General features: G+C 69.3%; 20 protein-coding genes. 11 read left to right on the top strand and 9 right to left on the bottom strand.

The features are described 5' to 3' along the window. Positions 1-53: 53 nt before the first annotated feature. The 5 genes from ACFWHU_RS35410 to ACFWHU_RS35390 form a co-directional block, all read right to left on the bottom strand. Positions 54-2,450, bottom strand: coding sequence for a beta-ketoacyl synthase N-terminal-like domain-containing protein (locus tag ACFWHU_RS35410; protein ID WP_387230186.1), 2,397 nt, complete (start codon positions 2,448-2,450; stop codon positions 54-56). Continuing rightward, on the bottom strand, positions 2,447-3,577 hold the full coding sequence (locus ACFWHU_RS35405; protein ID WP_387230184.1) for an AMP-binding protein: 1,131 nt from the start codon (positions 3,575-3,577) through the stop codon (positions 2,447-2,449). Before ACFWHU_RS35405 ends, ACFWHU_RS35410 begins: the two co-directional genes overlap by 4 nt. Next, positions 3,574-3,843: an acyl carrier protein gene (locus ACFWHU_RS35400; RefSeq protein ID WP_385795450.1), complete on the bottom strand. Its 270-nt coding sequence runs from the start codon at positions 3,841-3,843 to the stop codon at positions 3,574-3,576. Before ACFWHU_RS35400 ends, ACFWHU_RS35405 begins: the two co-directional genes overlap by 4 nt. Continuing rightward, a complete protein-coding gene (hutH, locus tag ACFWHU_RS35395; protein WP_387230181.1) occupies positions 3,840-5,375 on the bottom strand; it encodes a histidine ammonia-lyase in 1,536 nt (511 codons plus the stop codon). The genes ACFWHU_RS35400 and hutH overlap by 4 nt, the downstream gene beginning before the upstream one ends. Before the next feature lie 150 nt (positions 5,376-5,525). Continuing rightward, positions 5,526-7,499, bottom strand: a complete 1,974-nt coding sequence (locus ACFWHU_RS35390; protein WP_387230247.1) for an ABC transporter ATP-binding protein — start codon at positions 7,497-7,499, stop codon at positions 5,526-5,528. Between the two features lie 770 nt (positions 7,500-8,269). Between ACFWHU_RS35390 and ACFWHU_RS35385 the strand changes: the two genes are divergently transcribed. Further along, positions 8,270-9,136 (top strand): NAD-dependent epimerase/dehydratase family protein, encoded by an 867-nt coding sequence (locus ACFWHU_RS35385; RefSeq protein ID WP_385795441.1) that lies wholly within the window; start codon positions 8,270-8,272, stop codon positions 9,134-9,136. Between the two features lie 74 nt (positions 9,137-9,210). Here ACFWHU_RS35385 and ACFWHU_RS35380 read toward each other — a convergent pair whose 3' ends face one another. Further along, entirely contained in the window at positions 9,211-9,744 is a 534-nt protein-coding gene (locus tag ACFWHU_RS35380; protein WP_387230179.1) for a winged helix-turn-helix transcriptional regulator, read from the bottom strand. A gap of 111 nt (positions 9,745-9,855) precedes the next feature. Between ACFWHU_RS35380 and ACFWHU_RS35375 the strand changes: the two genes are divergently transcribed. Continuing rightward, positions 9,856-10,161, top strand: coding sequence for a putative quinol monooxygenase (locus tag ACFWHU_RS35375; RefSeq protein ID WP_385795436.1), 306 nt, complete (start codon positions 9,856-9,858; stop codon positions 10,159-10,161). A gap of 294 nt (positions 10,162-10,455) precedes the next feature. On the opposite strand, the gene ACFWHU_RS35370 is transcribed toward ACFWHU_RS35375, so the two are convergent. Continuing rightward, the gene (locus ACFWHU_RS35370) at positions 10,456-10,728 is read right to left on the bottom strand and encodes a DUF1876 domain-containing protein (RefSeq protein ID WP_385795433.1); all 273 of its coding nucleotides are present in this window, start codon (positions 10,726-10,728) and stop codon (positions 10,456-10,458) included. Between the two features lie 301 nt (positions 10,729-11,029). Here ACFWHU_RS35370 and ACFWHU_RS35365 point away from each other — a divergent pair, with 301 nt between their 5' ends. The 6 genes from ACFWHU_RS35365 to ACFWHU_RS35340 all read left to right on the top strand — a co-directional run bounded on the left by ACFWHU_RS35365 (position 11,030) and on the right by ACFWHU_RS35340 (position 16,529). After that, a complete protein-coding gene (locus tag ACFWHU_RS35365; protein WP_387230176.1) occupies positions 11,030-12,010 on the top strand; it encodes a helix-turn-helix transcriptional regulator in 981 nt (326 codons plus the stop codon). 154 nt (positions 12,011-12,164) lie between these two features. Next, a complete protein-coding gene (locus tag ACFWHU_RS35360; RefSeq protein WP_387230173.1) occupies positions 12,165-13,193 on the top strand; it encodes a saccharopine dehydrogenase family protein in 1,029 nt (342 codons plus the stop codon). 221 nt (positions 13,194-13,414) lie between these two features. Next, entirely contained in the window at positions 13,415-14,470 is a 1,056-nt protein-coding gene (locus tag ACFWHU_RS35355; RefSeq protein WP_387230171.1) for an aldo/keto reductase, read from the top strand. A gap of 76 nt (positions 14,471-14,546) precedes the next feature. Continuing rightward, entirely contained in the window at positions 14,547-14,849 is a 303-nt protein-coding gene (locus ACFWHU_RS35350) for a hypothetical protein (RefSeq protein WP_387230169.1), read from the top strand. A gap of 13 nt (positions 14,850-14,862) precedes the next feature. Next, on the top strand, positions 14,863-15,978 hold the full coding sequence (locus ACFWHU_RS35345) for a DNA alkylation repair protein (RefSeq protein WP_387230167.1): 1,116 nt from the start codon (positions 14,863-14,865) through the stop codon (positions 15,976-15,978). 182 nt (positions 15,979-16,160) lie between these two features. Further along, the gene (locus ACFWHU_RS35340) at positions 16,161-16,529 is read left to right on the top strand and encodes a hypothetical protein (protein WP_387230165.1); all 369 of its coding nucleotides are present in this window, start codon (positions 16,161-16,163) and stop codon (positions 16,527-16,529) included. 666 nt (positions 16,530-17,195) lie between these two features. On the opposite strand, the gene ACFWHU_RS35335 is transcribed toward ACFWHU_RS35340, so the two are convergent. Next, complete coding sequence (locus ACFWHU_RS35335; RefSeq protein ID WP_385795413.1) at positions 17,196-17,795, bottom strand: TetR/AcrR family transcriptional regulator; 600 nt, start codon at positions 17,793-17,795, stop codon at positions 17,196-17,198. A gap of 268 nt (positions 17,796-18,063) precedes the next feature. On the opposite strand from ACFWHU_RS35335, the gene ACFWHU_RS35330 reads away from it, so the two are divergent. Together ACFWHU_RS35330 and ACFWHU_RS35325 are read left to right on the top strand one after the other, a co-directional pair. Beyond that, on the top strand, positions 18,064-18,540 hold the full coding sequence (locus ACFWHU_RS35330) for a nuclear transport factor 2 family protein (RefSeq protein WP_387230163.1): 477 nt from the start codon (positions 18,064-18,066) through the stop codon (positions 18,538-18,540). A gap of 666 nt (positions 18,541-19,206) precedes the next feature. Continuing rightward, positions 19,207-19,695, top strand: a complete 489-nt coding sequence (locus ACFWHU_RS35325) for a GNAT family N-acetyltransferase (protein ID WP_385795407.1) — start codon at positions 19,207-19,209, stop codon at positions 19,693-19,695. 820 nt (positions 19,696-20,515) lie between these two features. Here the strand turns inward: ACFWHU_RS35325 and ACFWHU_RS35320 are convergent. Continuing rightward, positions 20,516-20,860 carry a hypothetical protein gene (locus ACFWHU_RS35320; RefSeq protein ID WP_387230161.1) on the bottom strand — a complete coding sequence of 115 codons (345 nt, stop codon included), beginning with the start codon at positions 20,858-20,860 and terminating at the stop codon, positions 20,516-20,518. Between the two features lie 975 nt (positions 20,861-21,835). Between ACFWHU_RS35320 and ACFWHU_RS35315 the strand changes: the two genes are divergently transcribed. Continuing rightward, positions 21,836-22,207 carry a hypothetical protein gene (locus ACFWHU_RS35315; protein ID WP_387230159.1) on the top strand — a complete coding sequence of 124 codons (372 nt, stop codon included), beginning with the start codon at positions 21,836-21,838 and terminating at the stop codon, positions 22,205-22,207. The last annotated feature ends 19 nt before the right edge of the window (positions 22,208-22,226 follow it).

Below are 22,226 nucleotides of genomic sequence, written 5' to 3'. Positions count from 1 at the left end.
AGCAGGCGGGACAGCGGTCATCGACGGTCGTCGCTTTCGGGAGGAGTGACGTGTCAAGCGGGTGCGCGTACGGCTGCCGCCGCGCATGTGCCGCCCCAACTGGTCGCGGTCACCAGGGCGGCGCGGGCGGGGCCGGGGTGGCTGAGGGAGCGGGTGATCTCGGGGAGCGGGCGCCGGGTTCCGGTGAGCGGGCGCCGGCCGACGGCCGGGTCCGTGCAGGCTTCCAGAGCCGCCAGGACGGCGAGCAGCCCCCCGGCGGCTTGGGTGTGGCCGGTGATGCCGGTGATGTTCGTCGGTAGTACGGCACCGGGGACCGTGGCGAGTGCGCGGGCTTCGGCCTCGTCGAGAGCCGGGTTCCCCCACGAGGTGCCGTAGAGGTGCAGGGGTGTTCCCGGTACGAGGCCGGAGCGGGTCGCGGCTTCGGTGAGGCACCGTGCCAGTGTTTCGCCGGACGCCTCGACGCCGCCGGGCTCGACGGGCGCCCCGGCGTTGGCGCACGTGAGCACGCTGCCGAGCGTCCGGAGGCTTCGACGGGCCGGCTGCCCGGCGGACTCGAGGACCAGGGCAACCCCGGCCGGGGTGAGCACTCCCCCGTCGGCGTCGAGATCGTACGGACGGCCGGTGTGTTTGCTGAGCAGCCCGTGGTGGGCGAAGGCGGCGCGCAGCGCGGGAGCCGCCTCGTCCGCGGCGATGACGTACACCGTGTCGGCGTGGTTGTGACGGATCAGGTCGGCGGCCTGGCCCAGCGCGAGCAGACCGGAGGCGTCCCCCGCGCTGACGACCGCCGCCGGGCCTCGGGCGCCGAGTGCCATGGCCGCGTGCCCGGCGTGGACCGCGGCGACCGAATTGGGAGCGAGCAGCGGGCTGGGGGTCAGGCCCCGGGCATGCAGTTCCGCCATGGCGGTGTGCGTGGTGACCGGACCGGAGGCGGTGGCGATGACCACTCCGACGCGTTCCCCGGCGGGCGGGTCCTCGCCGAACGCGTCTGTCCGGGCGAGGCCGGCGGCGGCGAGCACGATCCGGCCGAAGGGGTCGAGCCTGGTCCAGAGCGCCGAGGGGATATGAGGTGCCAGCTCGTCCTCGTCGAGTACTGCCTCACGTGCCGGTTCGAGCGGTGCGGGTCCGGCGGTGCGCAGGTGGGCGAGAAACGCCGAACGTCCGTACGCGCTCGGGGTGATGACTCCGGCGCCGGTGACCATCACCTCCCGTGCGGCAGGTTTCGACAGCCTCACCGGGGGCCGGGCGGCGGCGAATACGAGAGCGGCGTTCTGTCCGCCGAAGCCGACGGAGACACTGACGGCGTGGCGGAAGTCGGTCGTGTCCTGTGCTTCGCCGCGGGCCGTGGGCCCCGAGAGATCTTCGGCTGCCGGCGTGACAGAGTCGGTCGGCGGGTCGGCGGCCGGGCCCAGGGCGCCGTCGAGGGTGGGGGGCACAACGCCGCGCTGGAGGGCGAGCAGCGTGACGGCCGCTTCCAGGGCACCTGAGGCGCCCAGCGTATGGCCGGTCTGGGACTTGGTGCTGCTCAGTGTCGTTCCGCTCGGGAACACGGCTGCCAGGGCGGCCAGTTCGGCGGTGTCGTTGGCCCGGGTGCCGGTCCCGTGGCCGTTGATGTAGCCGACTTCGTCCGGCGTGAGACCGGCGTCGGCGAGCGCGGCGGAGACCGCCCTGCGCAGGCCCTCGCCCTGCGGGTGCGGCGCCGTGATGTGGTGGGCGTCGCCGGTCAGTGCGTGACCGGTCAGGTATCCGGCCGGCTCCGCCCCTCGCCGCTCGGCCGCCGCCGCGTCCTCCAGGACGAGGAAGGCCACGCCCTCTCCGAGGCTGGTGCCGGCGCTGCGGTCGTACGGGGAGCACGGGCCGCGGTCCAGGGCCCGCCAGCTGTCGAAGGCCGCGAGTACAGAGTCGTCGAGGACGTTGACTCCGCCCACTAGCGCGGTGTCGACCCTTCCCGCGCGGATCAGTTCGGTGGCGCGCCCGAGCGCGCAGGCGGAGGCGACGCAGCCGTTGACGAAGACCTCTCGCGGCCCTGTCAGCCCGAGCGCCGCGGCGATCGCGTCCGCCGTGGTGTGGGGCCGTGCCAGCGCCTGTTCCCGGTTCGCCGGCAGGTGGTGCCCGAAGTCCGCGGCTCCCCAGTCGGTGGTTCCCAGCACGAGAGCGACCCGCTGGGGAACAACCGGCCCGGAAGCGACCCGCCCGGCGGACGGGCCGGCCTCCGGGAGCCTGGCGAGCCCGGCCTGCTCCCAGGCCGCGACAGCGTGTCGTACTGCCAGCCGTACGGTGTCCTCACTGCCGTCCCGCGCCAGCAGACCGCAGGTGTGGCGCTCCGCGCGCCGCGTGAGTCCCGGGAGGGCTCCGGAGATTCCCGTCCACACGGTGGCGGGGGTGTCACCCAGTGCGCATGCGAGATGGATCCCGGTCACCGCGACGCCCGCGATGGCGGCCGGCGCGGTCATGGGGTCGTCCGGGGCGCGAGAGGCTTGCCCAGGGAGCTGCGGGGGACGCGATCCACCATCCTGATCTCCCGTGGCGCCGCGCCGAGGCTGCGCGCGGTGGCCCGCACCGCGTCCTCGGTGAGTCCGGTACCGCCCGCGACCAGTACGTCGTAGGTCTCTCCGCGCAGCGGGTCGGGGACTCGTACGCAGGCCACGTCCGCACAGTCCAGGGCCGTACGGAGCCGGGCGGCGATCCCGTTGAGGTCGTGCCGGACTCCGTTGACCTTCACCAAGTGGGCCCTGCGGCCCAGCCGCAGGAAGCGCCGGTCGTCCAGAGGCCGGATCAGATCGTCCAGTTCGTGGCAGGCCGGGTGACTGCCGTCGGGGAGGGCGGCCAGTCGCGGGCCTGACACCGTCAGAGGAACACCGTCACCGGCCTGCGCGGGGCCGGACTCGGCGTCGGGGGTGCGTGCGAACGCCACGTCGTCGAACAGGGTCCAGGGGCCCGACGGGTCCCAGCCGTGTCGGTGGGCGACCGCGCTGGTCTCGGTGGAGCCCAGTACCTCCACGACGGCGGTGCGCTCGCCGTCGCACAATTCCGCAGCCTCAGGGGGGAGTTCGGCGGAGCTGTGCAGGAACGTGATGTGCTCGAAGGAAGCCAGCCAGCGTGGGTGCCGGCCCAGGATGCGGAAGGTCCACGGGATGGCGACCACGACGATCCGGGCGGCCGGCACGATCGGCGGCGGGCAGTCGAACGTCGGCCAGAACCACACCGGCAGTCCCGTCACCGCGGGCAGGAGCATCGTCGCCGAGGCCCCGTAAGCGTGCCGGACCGGTGCGAAACTGACAACGGCCTGCGGGGCGTACGGGTGCACCAGGCGGGCGAGTTGTGTGCCGTCGGCGCTCAGCCGGGAGCCGGACAGGGTGCGGCTCACGGGCTCGGCGGTGCTGCCTGACGTGCGGAATACATAACTTCGGGATTCGAGTCCCGCACGGACAGCCGCGGCGTCCGCCGCGGGGAGGCGGTCCCACGGGAGGTGCCACGGCGCGGCGGGGGGCTCGGCCCCGGCCGGGGCCGAGCCGATGCCGGGCGTGTCCCACAGCGCGTCGAAGACAAGCTCGGTGTACGGGTCGGGAGTTGTGGTCATGAAGGGCCGCCCAATTCGGCGAGCCGGGCCGCGACCGCGTCCAGCGAGCCGACATCACTCATGTCCAACGCCCCTGTCTCCAGGCCGAATTCACGCTCAAGCCGAGTGGCGACCTCCAACTGCATGAGGCTGTCGTAGGTTGCGCTCGGGAACTCGGTGAGCGACACGTCGGCGGGCCAGTCGTCCAGCGACCGCCCCAGTGCCCCCTCGACCACGGCGCGGATTCTGGCGGCCAACTCGACGGCGGGGGTGACGGCTTCGGTCATGAGCACCGCACCTCGCCCTCGGCGTCGGCGTCGGCGATACGGCTGAACTCGTCCAGGACATCGGCGGCACGCCGCACCTCGACATCGAGCGGCCGGTCGGGGTCCACCGGAGGGATCGCCGCGATCAGGCGATCCACGACATCGGCGCACCGCGGAGCGGCCGACCGGCGCCCGGACAGATGCGCGGCCTGCCGTACGGCCACGGCCAGCGAGCCGTGCAGCCAGCGCAGCCGCTCCGCCTGGGCCAGGGCGGTGAGAGCGGCCTGCGTACCGAAAGGCACGACGTCCTGGTTGTGGCCGTTGGTCGGCAGACTCTGCACGGACGCCGGAACGGCCTCCCGGCGCATCGCGGCCACCGTGGCGGTCGCGGCCAACTGGACGCCCTGCACCCCGTGCTGACGGCCCGGCTCGACGGCCAGTATCGGCGGCAGTCCCCCGTTGCGGTGCGGATCGACCAGCAGATCGAGCTGGCGCTCGGCCAGGTTGCCCATCTGTGTCGCGGTGATCGAGAGGAGGTCGGCGGCGAAGGCCACCGGCTGCCCGAAGAAGTTGCCGCCGTGGGCGACCAGGCCGTCCTCGGCGAAGAAGAGCGGATTGTCGCTGACCCCGGCGAGGTCATCAGCGATGACCCGCGCCGCGTGCCCGAGCGAGGACCTGGCGGCACCCAGCAGTTGCGGCGTACAGCGGATGCTGTACGGCTCCTGAAGTGGCCGGTCACCCGAGGGAACACCGCCTTCGAGCCGCTCGCGCAGCGCGGCGGCCGCGTGCGCGGCGTCGGGGTGCCCGTACGCCCGGAGCAGTTGCGGAGCGAGGAAGGCGGGTGCGGCACCGAGCAGTTCGGTGAGACAGGCGCTGAGAGTGAGCGCGGCCTCGTACGAGCGCCGGATCCCGACAAGTGCCAGACCGGCCGCGGCGACGGTCACCGACGTTCCGTTGACCAGGGCGAGCGCGTCGCGTCCGTCGAGCTCCAGCGGACGCAGACCGGCACGGCGCAGCGCCTCGTCCGCCGGGAGGCGCTCCCCGCCGAGGTAGGCGTGCCCTTGACCGCGCAGGGCTCGTGCCGCGTAGGCCAGCGGGATCAGATCTCCGCTGGCACCGACCGATCCGTATGTCGGTACCGCGGGTGCGAAGGAGGTTCGCAGGGCCGCGCGGAGCGCGTCGATCACCTCGGGCGAGACACCGGAACGGCCCTGGGACAGCGACCAGAGCCGGACGGTGAGCGCGCCGCGCACGACAGCGGGAGCCAGGTCCCCGCCCTGCCCGGCCACCAGATGGTTGAGCGCGTTGTCGCACTGCTCGGCGCCGTTGTCCCGGCCGGGAAAGCCCACGAGCGGGCCGAACCCGGTGGTCGCCCCGTACACCTGCTGCCCGTCCCCCATGGCCAGCAGAGTGAACTCACGGCATTCGGCGACCCGTTGGCGCACCTCCGGGCCGGGCTCGAAGTGGACGGGAAGAGCGGCCCGCTCGAGCACCTCCGGAGTGAGCCGGCCCGTGAGTGGGATCGTGGGGAGGAGGTCGGAGTCCAGGAGCATGGCTCAATCCCTGCGGTTCGTGTACTGGGACGCAGCGATCCGGAGCGGTATACGCAACAGTTGCTCAGGCGCTGACTGATCAACGACTGACCACCCCAGAGGAAACGCGAGATCGTGGAGCGCGGAAGCCGGCCGTTGCGGCGGCCCGCCCTACCCGGCCGTACGCGCGACGTCCGCGCCGCCTCCCGCGCCGAGGTCCCGGCAGGGCGGGAGGTCACAGAGCTCAAGCTTGCCCGGATCCCGGTCGCGCGCGACGTATCCACCCGCTTCTCCACCCTCGAACTGCGTGCGGTACAACTCCGCGTAGCGCCCCTCCGCACGGAGAAGGTCTACGTGTGTGCCCCGTTCCACGATCCGGCCGTCCTCGACCACGAGGATCAGATCAGCGGCCCGTACGGTGGAGAGCCGGTGCGCGATCACGACGGCGGTCCGGCCTTCCAGAGCTTCGGCGAGCGCCGCCTGGACCGCGGCCTCGGAGGTGTTGTCGAGATGTGCGGTCGCCTCGTCGAGGATCACGACACGCTGACGGGCGAGCAGCAGCCGGGCGATGGTCATGCGCTGGCGTTCGCCGCCGGAGAGCCGGTAGCCGCGCTCGCCGACGACGGTGGCGAGCCCGTCGGGCAGTGACCGGACGAGACCGCTGAGGCGGGCCCGGCCCAGGACGTCCCACAGCTCGTCGTCGGTGGCTTCGGGCCGGGCGAGCAGCAGGTTCGCGCGAACGGACTCGTGGAAGAGATGACCGTCCTGGGTGACCATGCCGAGCGTGGCGCGCAGTGACTCGGCCGACAGGTCGCGTACGTCGACACCGCCGATACGGACGGCGCCCGCGTCGGTGTCGTAGAGGCGCGGGAGCAGTTGCGCGATGGTCGACTTGCCCGCGCCGGACGAGCCCACGAGGGCGACCGTCTGGCCGGGCTCGGCGCGGAACGAGATGCCGTGGAGCACCTCGGCGCCGCCGCGGGTGTCGAGCGAGGCGACCTCTTCCAGCGAGGCCAGGGAGACCTTGTCGGCGGAGGGGTAACCGAAGCGTACGGCGTCGAACTCGACGGAGACGGGCCCGTCGGGAACCCGCTGGGCGTCGGGTCGCTCCACGATGAGGGGCTTGAGACCGAGGATCTCGAAGACCCGCTCGAAGCTGACGAGGGCGCTCATCACCTCGACGCGCGCGCCGGCGAGCGCGGTCAGCGGCGCGTACAGGCGGACGAGAAGCAGGGAGAGCGCGACCACCGCGCCGGGGTCGAGGCTGCCGCGCAGGGCGTAGGAGCCACCGAGCCCGTAGACGAGCGCGAGGGCCAGGGCGGAGACGAGTGTCAGGGCGGTGATGAACGTGGACTGGGCCATAGCCGTACGGACTCCGATGTCCCGTACTCTGCGGGCCCGCGCCGCGAACTCCGCGGACTCGTCGGCAGGCCGCCCGAACAGCTTGATCAGGGTTGCGCCGGGTGCCGAGAACCGCTCGGTCATCCGGTTGCCCATGGCGGCGTTGAGGTCGGCCGCCTCCCGCTGGAGCCTCGCCATGCGCGTGCCCATCCGGCGCGCGGGCATCACGAACACGGGCAGCAGGACGAGCGCGAGGAGCGTGATGCGCCAGGAGAGTGTGAGCATCACGGCGAGGGTCAGCAGCAGCGTCACCACATTGCTGACGACACCGGAGAGCGTGTTGCTGAAGGCGCGCTGTGCGCCGATCACATCGTTGTTGAGCCGGCTGACCAGGGCTCCGGTACGGGTACGGGTGAAGAAGGCGACGGGCATGCGCTGGACGTGGTCGAAGACCGCGATCCGCAGATCCAGGATCAGCCCTTCGCCGAGGGTGGCGGAGAGTCGGCGGCCGAGGAGGCCGAGACCGGCTTCGGCGACCGCAATGAATGCGATGAGCAGAGCGAGCTGAACCACGAGCCGCTCGTCACCGCCGGACACGATCGCGTCGACGACACGGCCCGCGAGGACCGGGGTCGCCACCGCGAGCAGCGCGGTGGCGACCCCGAGCAGGACGAACAGGATGATGCGGCGGCGGTGCGGCCGGGCAAAGCCGGCGATTCTCCGGAGGGTGGCACGGGCGAACGGCCGGCGTTCGGAGTGCGCGTTCATGACGTTGTGCAACTGCGTCCAGGCTGTGGACTCCATACTCATGGGAGGACCGTAGAACCTCAACCAACCTTCAGGTCAAACCGTGTTGCCGTGTTCCGGAGTACGGATGAGGAATACCCGTCCCCTGCCCGGCCGGTCGGGCGGTCCCCGGTGTCCAACCCGCGCGAAGGCGACTCGCGCTCTCCGCCGAGCGCACCAGTGCGCAGTCACGGCAGGCGCACGACGACGTGGAGGGGGCCCGGAGGCGAGTCTGGCTGCGTACCCAAGACCTGACCTGGAGATGTGTTCTCGTGGCTACCTTCCTGTATCGACTCGGCCGTGGTGCCTTCCGATGGCGCTGGACGCCAACGGCGCCAACGCCCGATGACTTCGTCGCCGAGACCGACAAGGGTTCCCAGGTCGCGAGCGCGGTCAGCCCGTTCGCGGCGGACGCCGTCAGTCAGGAACTGCACGCCCGGGACCGGGCCCAGCTCGTCTTCATCGCCTACCAGACCGCTCTCGTCAGTGCCCGGCCCGATCCGAAGGACAGCGGCCACGGGCCCGGTGCTGCTTCAGTCGGTGCGGAGACGGGCGGCCCCGGCTGTCGGTCTTCGCCGAAATCGGCCCGCGCGAGGAATTCGCCTCGCCCGGAGCGCGGGACCCGTTCTCGACTGCTCGCGGAGTTCGCCGACATCGCCACTGCCGAGTACTGGTGCCCTGAGGGCATCACCACCGGCCGAAGAGATCTTGGATGCGACTGCGGCACGGGGTCAGGATGGAGGAGCGGCGAAATCCCACCTCCGCCACCGACAAGGGCAGTGAGAGCGATGCAGATCTTCATCACCGGCGGCTCCGGTTATATCGGCCGCTCCACCATCCGGGCACTGACCAGGCACGGCATCGGTGTAACCGCGCTGGCGCGCAGCCGGCAAGCAGCACGCACCGTGTCCGACCTTGGTGCCGTCCCGGTTGAGGGGGCGCTCACCGACACCGATGTCCTCCGTGAGGCAGCCCGTGCGGCCGACGGGGTCATTCACCTCGGCGTGGCGTACGCCGAGGGCACCGCAGACGTCGACCGCGCAGCGGCGAAGGCACTTCAGGACGGTGTGAGAGAGCGCCCCTACGTGCACACGGGCGGCGTGTGGGTGTACGGCGACACCGACGGGGTCGTCGACGAGGACGCCCCGCTGAGCCCGCCGCGCATCACCGCCTGGCGGCCGGAGAACGAGAAGCTGGTGCTGGCCCGCGCCGCCACCGGGGAGCGCCCGGTGGTGGTGATGCCAGGGCTGGTCTACGGCCGCTCCGGCGGACTCGCGCAGGCGTTCTTCGTCGAGCCGGGACGCGCCGCAGGTGCCGTGCCTCGCATCGGGGACGGCCTCAACCACTGGGCGCTCGTCCACGTCGACGACCTGGCCGAGTTGTACGTCCTGGCCCTGAACGCCCCGGCCGGTTCCGTCTACGCCGGAGTCAGTGGCCAGAACCTTCCGCTGGCGGACGTCACCCAGGCGCTCAGCCACGCCGCCGGACACCCCGGCAGGATCGAATCGCTGACTCTCCAGGAGGCCGTCCGGCGGATGGGGCCGATCGCCGAGGCATTCGCCCTCGACCAGCAGTTCAGCGGCGCCCGGGCGCGTCGTGAGCTCGGCTGGACGCCCACCCGTCTCGACGCCCTGACCGAACTCGCCGAGGGGTGAGCCGCGCGTGCCGCGTGGGCTCCCGTGCGCCTTCCGCACGCGTGTTTCTTCGATCGAGCGGTCCGGGGCCCGGGTCAGCCGGGAGCCCGGGACGTCGCGAGCGGTTCGAGCAAGCGTCGCGGCGTGTTGATCGCCCGGGACACGACGTCCTGGTCCGGGCCTTCCTCCTGGAATCCGGGACCCGGCTCGACGTGGACATCCGGCACCGGGACAGCTGAGCCGCATTCCTGGCATTGGCCGCCGGGGCCGATAAGTCCGCCGTCCTGTGCGTGGCGCAGCACCCGCTTCGCTCCGGCCGGCGAGTAGTACGCCTCCCCCCAGTTCATCGCAGCATGCAGGACTGGCCACAGGGCGACGCCCTTGGGGGTCAGTCGGTACTCGATGCCGGTCGCTTCGTCGTGACGGCTGAGGACACCTTCGCCCACCAGCGACTTCAGCCGGTTCGTCAGGACGGCCCGCGGAATCCCGAGCTGGGTGACGAACTCGCCGAACCGGCGGACACCATAAAACGCGTCCCTCACGATCAGAAGCGTCCACCGCTCCCCGACAACCTCCAGGGTCCGCGCCAGTGAACAGTTGCGGTCTGCGTAAGTGTTGGGCAAGGACATGGCTCCACCGTAACAGCTCAGTTCACTCAACGAACTGGCGCGTGTTACGGTTTCTGAGAAGGCAGTTCAGTCAGTGAACTACCCAGCCTCGGGGTCAGAGGAGTGAGCATCATGTACCAGTTTCTCGTTTCGTTCACTGTCCAGCCGGAGCGTCGGGAGGACTTCGTTCGCGCAGCTCGGAAGACAGCGCGCGAGTCGCTCGCGAATGAGCCCGGATCTCATCGCTTCGAAGTCATCGCTGACGAGGCGGACCCCAACCTCATCTACTTGAACGAGGTCTACGCCGACGCCGACGCTTTCAACACGCACGCGACCGGCCCCTACTTCGCGGAATTCTTCGCTGACGTCAGCGCTTACGCCGAAGGCCCGACGTGGCTCATGAAGGGCAACCTCGTCGGCGAAAAGGCGGAGATCTAGCCCCAGTCCGGCGGATCTCCTCAGCTCACGCCCGGGTACTGGCGAGGCGGCAGGAATGGTCGGTCTGGTGGCCGCTGCGGTACGGCAGGCGCGCCCCACGGCTGCCTGGGCGGGCAGCGCCAGGCGTTGGCGATCAGGCAAGCGGAACCGCATCAAGAGCGGCAGCCTTCTGCAAAGCGAAATCGCAACCCGGTCACACGGCCTCCTTCGCTGCCGATCAGCTTGCCAGTGCGGATCCGGGGCGCCCGTCCGAAACCGAAGGCACGGAGACAGGCGCTCGGCGGAGCCGGGCCCTCAGTGGTTGATCGGGTGCGAGTGACGGCCCGTCGTCTCGTCGATCTCCGCGTGCGCCTTCTCCAGGAGCTGCGACGCGAGGTCCGCCAAGGCCCGCGAGCCCGCGATCTCCTCGCCCACCCGCAGCTGCTCCGGGTCGGTCGGGTGACGCAACGCGTAGCCCCGACCTCTCAGTTCCGAGCCGTCGGCAAGTCTGACCAGTGCCGCAGCGGCGGTGCGGTTGCCTTCCTCGGTGAACTGCAGTTCCACGTGCCATCCGACGAGCGTGGACATGATGAATCGCCTCCAGGTCACCCCCCTGCGTCGTGCACGCATGACGCTGCACGCTCCCCCTTTCCAGCCTGCGCCCGACCCAGCCCCGGAGCGAGTCGAAGGCGGGCGATGCAGCAGTTCCTGGTCGGCGTTCCCGAGGCCGGCAGCGCGAGCGCCGCGGCGATCGGCTACCCAGCCGCGCCGGTTGAGCGGGGTGCGGTCACCGCCTGATGCCGCGCCAACCCCGTACGCAAGAGAGTTCGGCGCCGGCCGCGACGTACGCGGGACGACGCCGCATGTGGCACCCGGATAGGTTCGTACCGTGATCGCCACCTCTGCCCGGCTCCTGCGGCTGGTGTCCCTGCTGTCGAGCAGGCCCACCTGGTCCAACGCGGAGCTGGCACGGCAACTGGACGTCACCGAACGCACGGTGCGCCGGGACATCGACCGGCTGCGTGAGCTCGGGTACGGCGTGGAGTCCGTACCGGGGCCGGGCGGCGGATACCGCTTCGGCGCGGGCAACCGCATCCCGCCGTTGAACCTGGACGACGACGAGGTGTTCGCCGTGGCCGTGGCACTCAGGGAGGCCGCACAAGGCGCCGCACTCGGCGCCGACCCGGCGGCGCTGTCGGCGCTGCTCAAGCTGCGTCAGATTCTGCCCGCACGGATGGCGAGGACTTTGGCGGGCCTGGATGCCACCGTCGAGCACACGGAGCGCTGCGAGACCCCGCAGGCGCCCGCGGACGTGCTGTTGCTGCTGGCCTCAGTCTGCCGGGCGTCCGAACGGACCACGCTCACCTACCGCGACATGCATGGGGCCACCACCGTGCGGTGCGTCGATCCGCACCGTCTGGTGTACACCGGCGCCCACTGGTACTTCGTGGCCCGCGACGTCGAGCGTTCGGCCTGGCGGACGTTCCGCGCCGACAGGGTGGTCGAAGCCAGGTCCACCGGGGAAGTGGTCAGCCTGCCCGATGCTCCTGACGCCGCCCGGATGGTCTCCGACACCATCACCCGCACCGGGTACCCCTTCTACGCCCGCGTCCGGCTTCCCCTGCCCTACGACGAAGCCCGGCGCCTGGTGGCACCCATTGTCGCCACCCACGAACCGGACGGGCCGGATGCGACGGTCATCGTCATCGGCGGATCCGACCCCGACCAGCTCGCGGGCTACCTCCTCAGCCTGCGCACGCCGCTGGAAGTCCTGTCACCCGGCTCCGTCCGCAAGGCGCTGCTCACCCGCCTCGATGCCCTCTACGCCGGCAACGACGTACGTCGGCCGGCGGCCGACGAGCAGGGGTGACGGCCGGAGGAACGCCCGGGCCGAACCGGTGAGAGACCAGGACAGTAGGTGTCCGGATCTGCTCCTAGCCTGAATGCGGGACACACCGCCGAGCGCGTCGCCGCTCCGGGTGGGCCTTCCCTCTTCTGTCCTCACCGTTCTCGGGAGCACACCCATGTCAGCCACCCCCCGCCTGCTGGTCTACGGAGCCACCGGTTACACCGGGAGACTCGTCGCGGAGCACGCGAGGCAGTCAGGCCTCGACGTCGTCGTGGCCGGCCGGAACCGGGAGCGCGTCACGGCACTCGGCGAGGAACTGGGTTTCCAGAGCCGCGTCTTCACGGTCGACGACCCCGCCCTCCTGCGCGAAGCACTCGACGACATCACCGTGGTCCTGAACGTCGCCGGCCCCTTCCACCGCACCGCGGGCCCGCTGATGGACGCCTGCATCGACAAGGGTGTGCACTACCTCGACACCACCGCCGAGTACGACGTCTTCGCCACCGCGCGCTCCCGGCACGCCGAGGCCACGGCCGCCGGCGTGATGGTCATGTCCGGCGTCGGCTGGGACGTCGTACCCAGCGACTGCGTCGCCGCCCACGCCGCAGCACGCGTCGACGAGCCGGTCGGCCTGCGTCTCGCGCTCAAGCTCCTCAGCGCCACCCCGGAGGAGGCGGCGGGCCTGAACCTCTTCTCCCGCGGGTCGATCGTCAGCGCCACCGAAGGCATCGGCGACCTGGGCGTGCTGGTCCGCAGTGACGGGGACATCGTCGAGCTGCCGGAGCCCAAGGTCGCCTCGTTCGACTTCGGGGACGAGGGTTTGGAGGAGTGCGTGTCCGTGTCCATGGGTGACCTGATCACCAGTCACTACGCCACGGGCGTCCCCTCGATCGAGGTGTACGTGCAGATGGGCCGGCCGCTGCCCATCGACCTCGACCTCTCGGCGTTGCCCGACGGGCCGACCGCGCAGGAGCGGGAGGTGGGGCGCAGCAAGGTCGTCGCCGAGGTCACCGGCCGGGACGGCAGCGTGGCCCGGTCCCTGATCGACACACCGACCGGCTACCGCTTCACTCAGCTCTCGTCCGTGGAGATCGCTCGCCGCGTCCTGGCCGGCTCCTTCACCCCCGGCTTCCAGTCGCCTTCCTCCGCCTACGGTCCTGAGCTGGCTCTCTCGGTCGGTGACACGCAGATCAAGGACCTCTAGGGACCGCCTCGCACATCGGCCGACCGCCGCAGGCAACTGCGCGGGACCCAGGAGTGTGGCACCCGGGTGGGACACGTCTTTCTTGGCGAGGTGTCGCGCAACCGGACTGATGGTGTTCGCCCGACGGGGGTGAGCCGGCCGCTCCGGGACAGCAGGTGTGTCCACGCCCCACCACATCTTCACCTTCACGAACTCAGCTTCGAGAACCAAGAAGGATCGCCATGTCTCTCACCTCGTACCGCACCCTCGGCCGCTCCGGTCTGCGCGTGAGCCCGCTCGCCTTCGGCGCGATGAACTTCGACGACGGTAGCTGGGGCTCCGGGCCGGAGACCTCGTTCGGGATGCTGGACCACTACCTCGACGCGGGCGGCAACTTCGTGGACACCGCCAACATGTACAACGGCGGCGCCTCCGAGGAGACCCTGGGCCGCTACTTCGCGCAGCGACCCGGCCGCCGTGACCGTGTCGTCCTCGCGACGAAGTTCGGCGGGAGCATGGTGGCCGACGACCCCAACTCCGGCGGCGCCGGCCGTAAGGCGATCCGTGCCCAGCTGGAGGGCTCGCTGCGCCGGCTGAACACTGAGTACGTCGACCTGTACTGGATGCATCAGTGGGACAGGCACACGCCCCTCGAGGAGACCCTGTCCACCCTCACCGACCTGGTGCGCGCAGGGAAGATCCACGCCATCGGCCTGTCCAACGTGCCTGCCTGGTGGGTCGCGGAGGCCGCCACCACCGCCCGGCTGCGCGACTGTGAGCCCGTAGCCGCCCTCCAGGTCGAGTACTCCCTGCTCGCCCGCGGTGTCGAGGGTGAGACATTCGGCGCCGCCCGCCGCTTCGGGCTCGGCATCACCCCGTGGAGCCCGCTGGCCAGCGGTGTCCTGTCCGGCAAGTACTCGTCCACCACCACCGAGGTGGCCGGCTCCGGCCGCACCGCGTACGCCGCCTCCTACCTGACCGAATCCACCTTCGTTCTCCTCGACGCCCTGAAGGAGATGGCCGACGGCCTCGGTACGACCGTGGCCGCGGTGGCGCTCGCCTGGGTCCGTCAGCGTTCCGAGGTGACGTCCACGCTGGTCGGCGCCCGTACACAGGAGCAGTTGTCCGCCAACCTCGCCTCACTCGACGTCGCGCTCTCCGAGGCCCAGATCACCGAACTCGACAGTCTGACGGCACCCAGCCTCGACTACCCGCACAGCATGATCGAGTCCATGGTCGGCTTCCAGCAGGGCGATACCTCGATCAACGGACTGGCCGCCAAGGCCTTCGTCCGCTGACCACGCGCACCCGGACGCACCCAGACGCACCCAGACGCACGTGAACGAGCACCAGGCGACGAGAACGGAACACACCATGGCCGAGACGTTCGAAATCACCATTCTCCGCCCGGCTCCGGGTCGCACCGCCGCCGATTTCGTCGAGGCGAACGCCGATATCGACGCCTACCTCAAGCGGCAGCCCGGCTTCCTGTGGCGACGCATCGTGGAGACCGACGACGGACGCATCATCGACATCGTCGCCTACGACAGCCTGCCGCACGCGCGCGCCGGTGCCGCGGGCATCACCGGTGAGATGGCGGACTCTGCCGTTCACGCCACCATCGACCACGACAGCGTGGACTGGCAGCTCACCACCGCACTGCACAACATCGCCTGACGGAGAGACCAGCATGCCGTTCGCCGACGAACTCATCAGCCGCAACACCGCCCAGAGCCTCACGCGCGCCATTCGGACCGCCGCTCCGGACGCCGACCTCACGGCGCTCCGAGCGGCGCCCCAACAGATCGACCCGCTCCCCCTGCGCCAGCGCGCAGACCTGCTGCGCGACGCACTGCTGGCGGACATCCCGGGCGACTACGCCACACTCGCCCGGACCGTACGCACCGCCCGCGACGAGGCACCGCACTTCACCGGATGGCTGATCTGGCCGGTCACCAGCGCTGTCGCCACCCGTGCCGTCCAGGAAGGTGACACCGCCTCCTTCGATGACGCGTTGGCGCTGCTCGCGAGCCTCACCGGGCGGCTGTCCTCGGAGTTCGCCATCAGAACCCTGCTTCGACACGATCTCGACCGGGCCCTCGGCACCGTCGTCGGCGGCTGGACCGGGTCGGCGGACGCCGACGTGCGCAGGCTCGCCTCCGAAGGCACCCGCCCCTACCTGCCCTGGTCGGTACGGGTGCCGGAGATCCTGGCTCGCCCCGGAGTGACCGTGCCCGTCCTGGACGCTCTGTACCGGGACGAGAGCGAGTACGTGCGCCGCTCGGTGGCCAACCATCTCAACGACCTCAGCCGCGACCATCCCGATGTCGTCGTCCACGCGGCACGCAACTGGCTGGACGATTCCGACGGCAACACCGAACGTCTGGTCCGGCAAGGGCTGCGGACGCTCGTCAAACGCGGCCACCCCGGGGCGCTCGAACTGCTCGGCTTCTCTCCCGCCGTCCTGGACGTCGACGGGCCCCGGCTGGACCGGGACGTCGTTCCGTTCGGCGGGAGCGTCCGCTTCACCGCGTCGATACGCAACGCCGGTGACTCCCCGGCCCGGCTGGCGATCGATTACATCGTGCACCACCGCAAGGCCAACGGCGGCCGGACCGGCAAGACCTTCAAACTCACCACCCGCACCCTCGCGCCGGGCGAGCGGATCGAGGTGACGCGGGAGCACTCGTTCAGGCCGATCACGACGCGCCGGTACCACGCCGGGCGGCACGCGATCTCCGTACAGATCAATGGAGTGGAGTCCGACCGGGCCGAGTTCGAACTGGCCACCACGGACACGCCCTGACGCGCGCAGGAAAGGGATCGAGGTCCTGGTCGGCGACCGCTGTCCGCGTCCGCACCGGCCCCGCGCGTCACCCGTCTACCTGACAGACCGAGTCATCACACCCGAAAGACCAGGACCGAAAACGTCCACATCTGCCTTTAGCGTTGCAAATAGCATCGATAACCTCCCCGGAAGGACACCCCATGAACGAGACTTCGGCGCACGACGACAAAGCCGGACTCGTCGAAGCCGAGGACAGGGCGCTGAAGGTCCGAGCCCAGTACGAACAGATCGAACAGCGCGTCCTGGGCAGGACCTGGACCCTGCCGGAATTCGCGCTGGGCTTCACCAACGACGCCGCCTACGTAGGGCGCCTGGTGCTCGCCACCGAGCGCACCTGGGGCATCGACGGTGACGTGGACACCGAACTGCGGCACAAGCTGGCCGAATGCCTGTGGTGGGTCTTCGTGCTCGCCGACCGACTCGACGTCGACATGCCGGGGGCCTACGTGGCCACCATGGACGACATCGACGCCGGCCTGCGACGGACCCTGGAGGGCATGGGCGCCTGAGGGGCTGACACACGCGGCTTACGACCGCCCCGGCCCGACAGCTTGACGATGCCGCAGTCCGACGTGAGGTCGGTGTGCTCGGCGTCCGCGCGGGCATCTGCGGCGCCGACCGTGTGGAAGAGGCCTTCGATGGCTCCGGGGTTGTTGATGACGAGGACCTCTGCGGTCGGTGTGGTGGTCTGGAAGGTGTGCGGGACCAGTCGGGACACGTATACGTAGGCACCGGGTTCGGCGTCGTGGACCTCGCACTCGTCCAGCGAGGTCGATCCGACCAGAACCGGACGCGGCCGGACAGGACTACCCAGCTCTCGTCCTCCCGACTGTGGGCGTGCAGCGGGGGTGCGTCCTCGCGGCCCGCGGTCAGACGCATGACGCTGACCGCTCCGCCGGCCTCGGCGTTGGTCGCCACCTGCTCGATCAGCTTGTTGTTGTAGCGGAAGTCCTGGCCGTCGCCCGGGCCGGAGGCCGGCTCGTCTGAGCCGATGCGGTTGATACTGCAGCTTGGATGCGTGCGGGGGAGATCTCCGACGGTGCGGGGCCGTGACGGCCCGCCCGCCGGTCATGCCGGGCGCCATGGTGAGAAGGGCATGTCGGCGGACAGCGGGGTATGCCGTTGAGCGTGCTCGCCGTCATGGCCGGGGCAGAGTCGCCGGTTCGGGTCGTCGCCTACTGCGGGGGCTGACGAATCCAGGCAGGCAGCAGGGCGTACAGGCGGCCGGCGATCTCCTCCGGGTCGCAGTCGGTGTTCCCCCCGACAGCTGCCGAGAAGACTCCGTGCACACCGGAGGCCGTGTAGACGTCCTCGACCGAGTTGTGCGGGCCGGACTCCCCCTCGTCGACGCCCAGATCACGCCGAAGAGCGTAGAGCTGCTCCAGCAGGAGGTCGCCGATACCCATCAGCCCGCTCGACGACCGCCAGGTCGAAGCCAGCAGGAAGAGGCTCCTGCGCTGCCGGAGGGAGTCGAGCATGGCGTTCAGCGTCGCCACGGCCACCTCGGCCGGGTCTCCGCCCGATTGCCGCTCGCTGATGTTCAGGTCGTGCAGGGCGCGGAAATCCTCCGCGATCACGTACACAGCGGCCTCTTCGACCGAGTCGAAGTGGTTGTAGAAGGTGGCGCGGTGGATGCCCGCGGCTTCCGCCAGGGCGGAGACCGAAGGACATGACTGCGTCCGCTGCATGACGTCGGCCAGTGCGTCCGCGATCGCCCGTCGCGAGCGGGTGAAGCGCGGATCCGCTTCAACGGCCGAGGACTGATCACTCACCATGCACGCACACTACTGCGCAGGTCATCGACCGGCTCCACCCCCTCGGCTTCCGACGGCCACTTGTGCGGCGCGCCCGCGCTCAGAGATGGCGTCGACACCTCCCGGGCGCCCGTGGGGCCGTTCGTCACTGTGTTGGCGTTGCTCCTGTCCAGCAGGTCGGTACATGACACTCCTTCAACTGGGTCACCCTCGACGCTACCACTATTCGACAGGTGTCGATCAGCGGTCTACGGTGAAGAAGGAACAACCCATCGACCAAGGACGCATCATGTCGACGACCGACAGCACCACCTCCCCCACGGCGATCGAGGACAAGTTCGCCGCGGTGGAGACCCTCTACCGCTACGCCGCAGGCCTCGACCTGCGCGACAAGAACCTGCTTGCCTCAGCCTTCGCGGACGACGCGGTGGCCGACTTCGGTCCGGCCACGAAGAAGGCCGGCCAGGAGTACCCACCGATCAAGGGCAGGGAGACCATCGCCACAGCCCTGCTGGGCTCGCTCAGCCACTTGGACACCACGCACTCGCTGAGCAACCCGCGGGTCAACCTCAACGGCGACACGGCTCACCTCGAAGGCATCATGGCCTGCCAGCATCTGCCCCGCGAGGACCACTCGCGCCACGTCCTGATGACCAACCGGTACGACGTCGACCTGGCGAGGCAGGGCGAGGTGTGGGTCATCCAGCACCTCACCGTCGACAACGCCTGGACCGAGGGCGACCCCTCCGTCCTCTCCGGCATCTAGAACACCGTCGGCCAGGGCCGCACACAGCGAAGGCCGGAGACTCAGCCCTGAGCACAAGGCCGGTGTTCAGTGCGGGCTCGCGGTCAGTCCTTACCTGGCATGCGAGTGCGTCACCTGCCGAATGAGATGTGACCACTGGTGACGCCTCCTACTTGCTGAATCACCCAGGGGGTCGGAGACGGAGTGAATCCCGTTCACCGCCGACGAACCTGACGACCCGTTCTCCGGGACGTTGATCGACGCTTCGACGGGGTTGATAGGGGCGTGGAACCGGCAGGACGTGTTGAGGAACTGATCCTGCACGGACGGGACGATAGTTGTCGGATCGCCGCTTTCGAGGGTGTCAGCGGCGCTGCAGGCATAACTTCGCCGACTGACCCACGCGGGGTAGCCGCTGGCCCTCACGCGTCGCAGATGACCTTCTCCGCAAGCCAGTTGCATCCGGCGGGGCGTCAGGCCCGTCCAGACGTAGTAAACCGTCGATGTCCATCGGTCGGTTCGACGACACGAAGTGGCCGAAAAGCCCTATCGGCGGCCTCCTTTTCAACCATCACCCGGGGCGACTGATGCAGCATTTGTCGACGCGTTCAACCGACCAGCCCACCCCAAGAAGGGAGCCGCGCCGAATGCCAATAGGAGAGCGTCGACCACCCGTACGCTGCCACGATGCACCACATGGATGTCGAGAACCTCCGTGGGCTCCAAGTGGACCGCGCCGACACATCGGATTGGCCGGCGCTAACCAAGATCGATTCCGTCGCGGCAGCAGGCGACCACGCGCGACGGGACACCATCCGGCGCTGGTGCGAACACGGTGTCATCCACATGGCCCGAGACACATCAGGACCTGTGGGCTACAGCGTGTTGGAGTACACGTTCTTCGAACAGGGCTTCCTCACCATGCTGATGGTCGCCCCCAGTGCCCGCCGACGAGGCGTAGGAGCACGTCTCCTCACGGCGGTCGAGACCGTGTGCACCACCACGAAGCTGTTCACTTCAACCAACGTCTCCAACCACCCCATGCAGCGGCTACTGCAACACGCCCAGTGGCACCCGGCCGGTTTGCTCCACGGTCTCGACGAGGGGGATCCCGAACTCTTCTTCCTCTGCCCGAGCACTCGACTCCCCAACGCCGGTGCCCGCACCGGCGGTTAAAAGACAAGCTCAGGAAGCCGACAACCGAGGGGGCCTTCTCCTACAGGGCCGAGCGGCGCACCTACGCGAACCACCGTGCCCGTGCAAGGGCCGGACGGAGCGCAGCCGCGTGCTCGGCGGCCGACGCCGTCTCACGGTACCGAACCTAACCGCGGCCCCACGGCTTCAAGCCGCGGCACGCGGCTTCCGCGTGTCTCGGAGTGAGGCCGTTGCCCGTGTCTCGCGCACCGCCTTCGCCCGTCAGGCCCGAATCCCCTTCGCTGCCTACTACGCCACGTCGGCACACGCCTCGACAGCGCACTCGTCAGTTGGCCCAAACCCCGACTTCGAGTCGTGGAACCTGACGGGCCAAGGAATCGAACCCGTACTGGTAGCCCCAGGTGAGGAAGGACGCTGGGGGCCCAGGCAGTCTCCGCCTACGCCCCGGCGACCGCTGCTCGGGAGTCTTCAGTCCCGACGGAAAGACCCTGGCAAGCGCTGTGATTTCGGAGACGGCGACGGCCCGGCACGGCTTCGGGACTCCCGGCCCGGCCTCACCGCCTGGTCGAACGCGCGCACCGCTCCGCTAGGTCGTTCTCGCCTTCTCCGTCGCGACCCAAGGGCTGGACTTCCTGAAACCCGCCGAATTCTCCGGCGAGTTCGACGGTAACCGAGGGAGGTCGAAAACGCCCTTCCGGCCTCGAAGAACGGGCAGCGCGACACTTCTTCCAGGGAACGCGCCGGGCGATGTCACTCTCACACTCCGTCAACGTGGTACTGCGCAACGTGGAAGAGCCGGGCGACGCCGCGGAGATCCAGCCGTTGGTATCGACTCATGTGTTCAGTGGCCGCCCAGGCCGGGCAGACACGGTCCGTCGGCTGTGCGGCCGACGACCTCTGCGTCGACTTGGCCGGCGATGTTGACCGTGCCGTTGACGCACGCCCGCCCCTCGCCCCCGCCGACCAGCACTTCGCGGAGTGGGGCGAAGTCATGCCCCCTCATCTCGATCTGCTCCGGCTTCAGCTCGAGAGCGTCGGCAGCCGCAGCTCGGAGGCCGCTCTCCGTGGTCCCGACGTCCGCGAGCTTCTTCAAGACCGCGGCCAGCGCGTCCGCCCGCGGTATCTGCTCCTTCTTCTGTTCTTCGGTGATCGGCATCGGCTCTCGATACGCGTGGTTCTCCGCCACCCGCTTGTTCCAGTCGAACGTGATGCAGGGGGACGGCGTCGTCGGCTGTTCCTCGGGAAGTGGACAGTGGCCTTTTGGCGCGGCCGAGGACGTTGTCTGACCCGGCCCGCCTGCGCGGGGATCGGCCGCCCGATCGGCGCAACCGGCCGCCGCTACGGCGAGCAGGAGAAGGGGCAGGGCAGCAACGAGCCGGGGACGTATGACTGTCATGCACCCGATCATGGCAGGCGTACGTCCTCCTCACGGCGAACGCGGTCAGGATCGTCCGAGGGACTTCCGACGTCAAACGGCAGGCTGAGCCTTCTCCTTATGGAGTGGACAGGCGGACGCCGCCGCCGAGATGCCCATGACTGTCCTGGTCGAGCAATGCTGGCGCGAGATGAGCTCGGGCCTGGTCCAACATATTGCGGCGATGACGTTGCCCTGCGTCACTTCACCTGAATGGGTGCATCCGGATGCCCTTCACCTGAGACGACTCCATAGTGGCGAGTAAATGGGCCCATGCGAGGTCCCAAAATGCCCAGACTTCCGGGGGCAACGCAGGCGTAGATGCCGGCTTACCGGAAGATGGAAGGTGCGCTTATGTGGCGGAACTGCTCGGACTGCCAAGGGCTTTTTTACGCCGGCTACTACGGCGACCATGAGGATTACGACATGGGGAAGTGCCCGAAGAGTGGTATGCATCAACCCGCAGGGCCGCAGTTCACCCTAGGTGAGACATCGGTGCCGTTTGTTCCCTTCCAGGCGGATTGGCGGCGATGCATCTACTGTTACGTTCTTTACTTTTCTGGCCACCCGGACAGTCCGCCGCATTACGGGGAGGATGGCGTCTGTCCCGCACGCCCCGGCCACGGGCACGTTCACGGTGACCCCGCACCCAACTACAGACTGGTTCACGGTCTAGGTGACGGTGATCACCTTCAGAGCAATTGGCGTAATTGCTGGAAATGTCAGGCACTATTCTTTGGTGGTTTCATGTACAACTCGGTCTGCCCGGCGGACGGAGGAGATCATTACAGCCCCGTAAGTCTCGACGGCACGCTTAATTTCTGTCTTCCCTATCCAATGAAGCCACGCATTGCTGGGGAGAACATCGGCAGCTCTAATGTTCGGATCCGTGGAATGAACTTCACCATGGAGGGGGGTGTGGATATTGCGTGGGCAATCTTCAGAAACCCTGCCGATCCGGTGGTGTACCACGAAGACAGCATCGAGATTGATCGTGGAATGTTTACTTTCGAGTATGCGTTCCACGTACCGGAGGCGGGCTGGGAGTCTGTCAATGTGCGCGCTTGGGATTCGAACAGTGGTGACACGCCGGCCAACCCGCTGTCGATCAATCACTGAGCAGGTCATTCCGTCAGGA

Source organism: Streptomyces sp. NPDC060366, from assembly GCF_042725135.1.
GTDB lineage: Bacteria > Actinomycetota > Actinomycetes > Streptomycetales > Streptomycetaceae > Streptomyces.
Note: the sequence above shows the minus strand (reverse complement) of the source record. Positions and strands in the feature narration are given on the sequence as shown.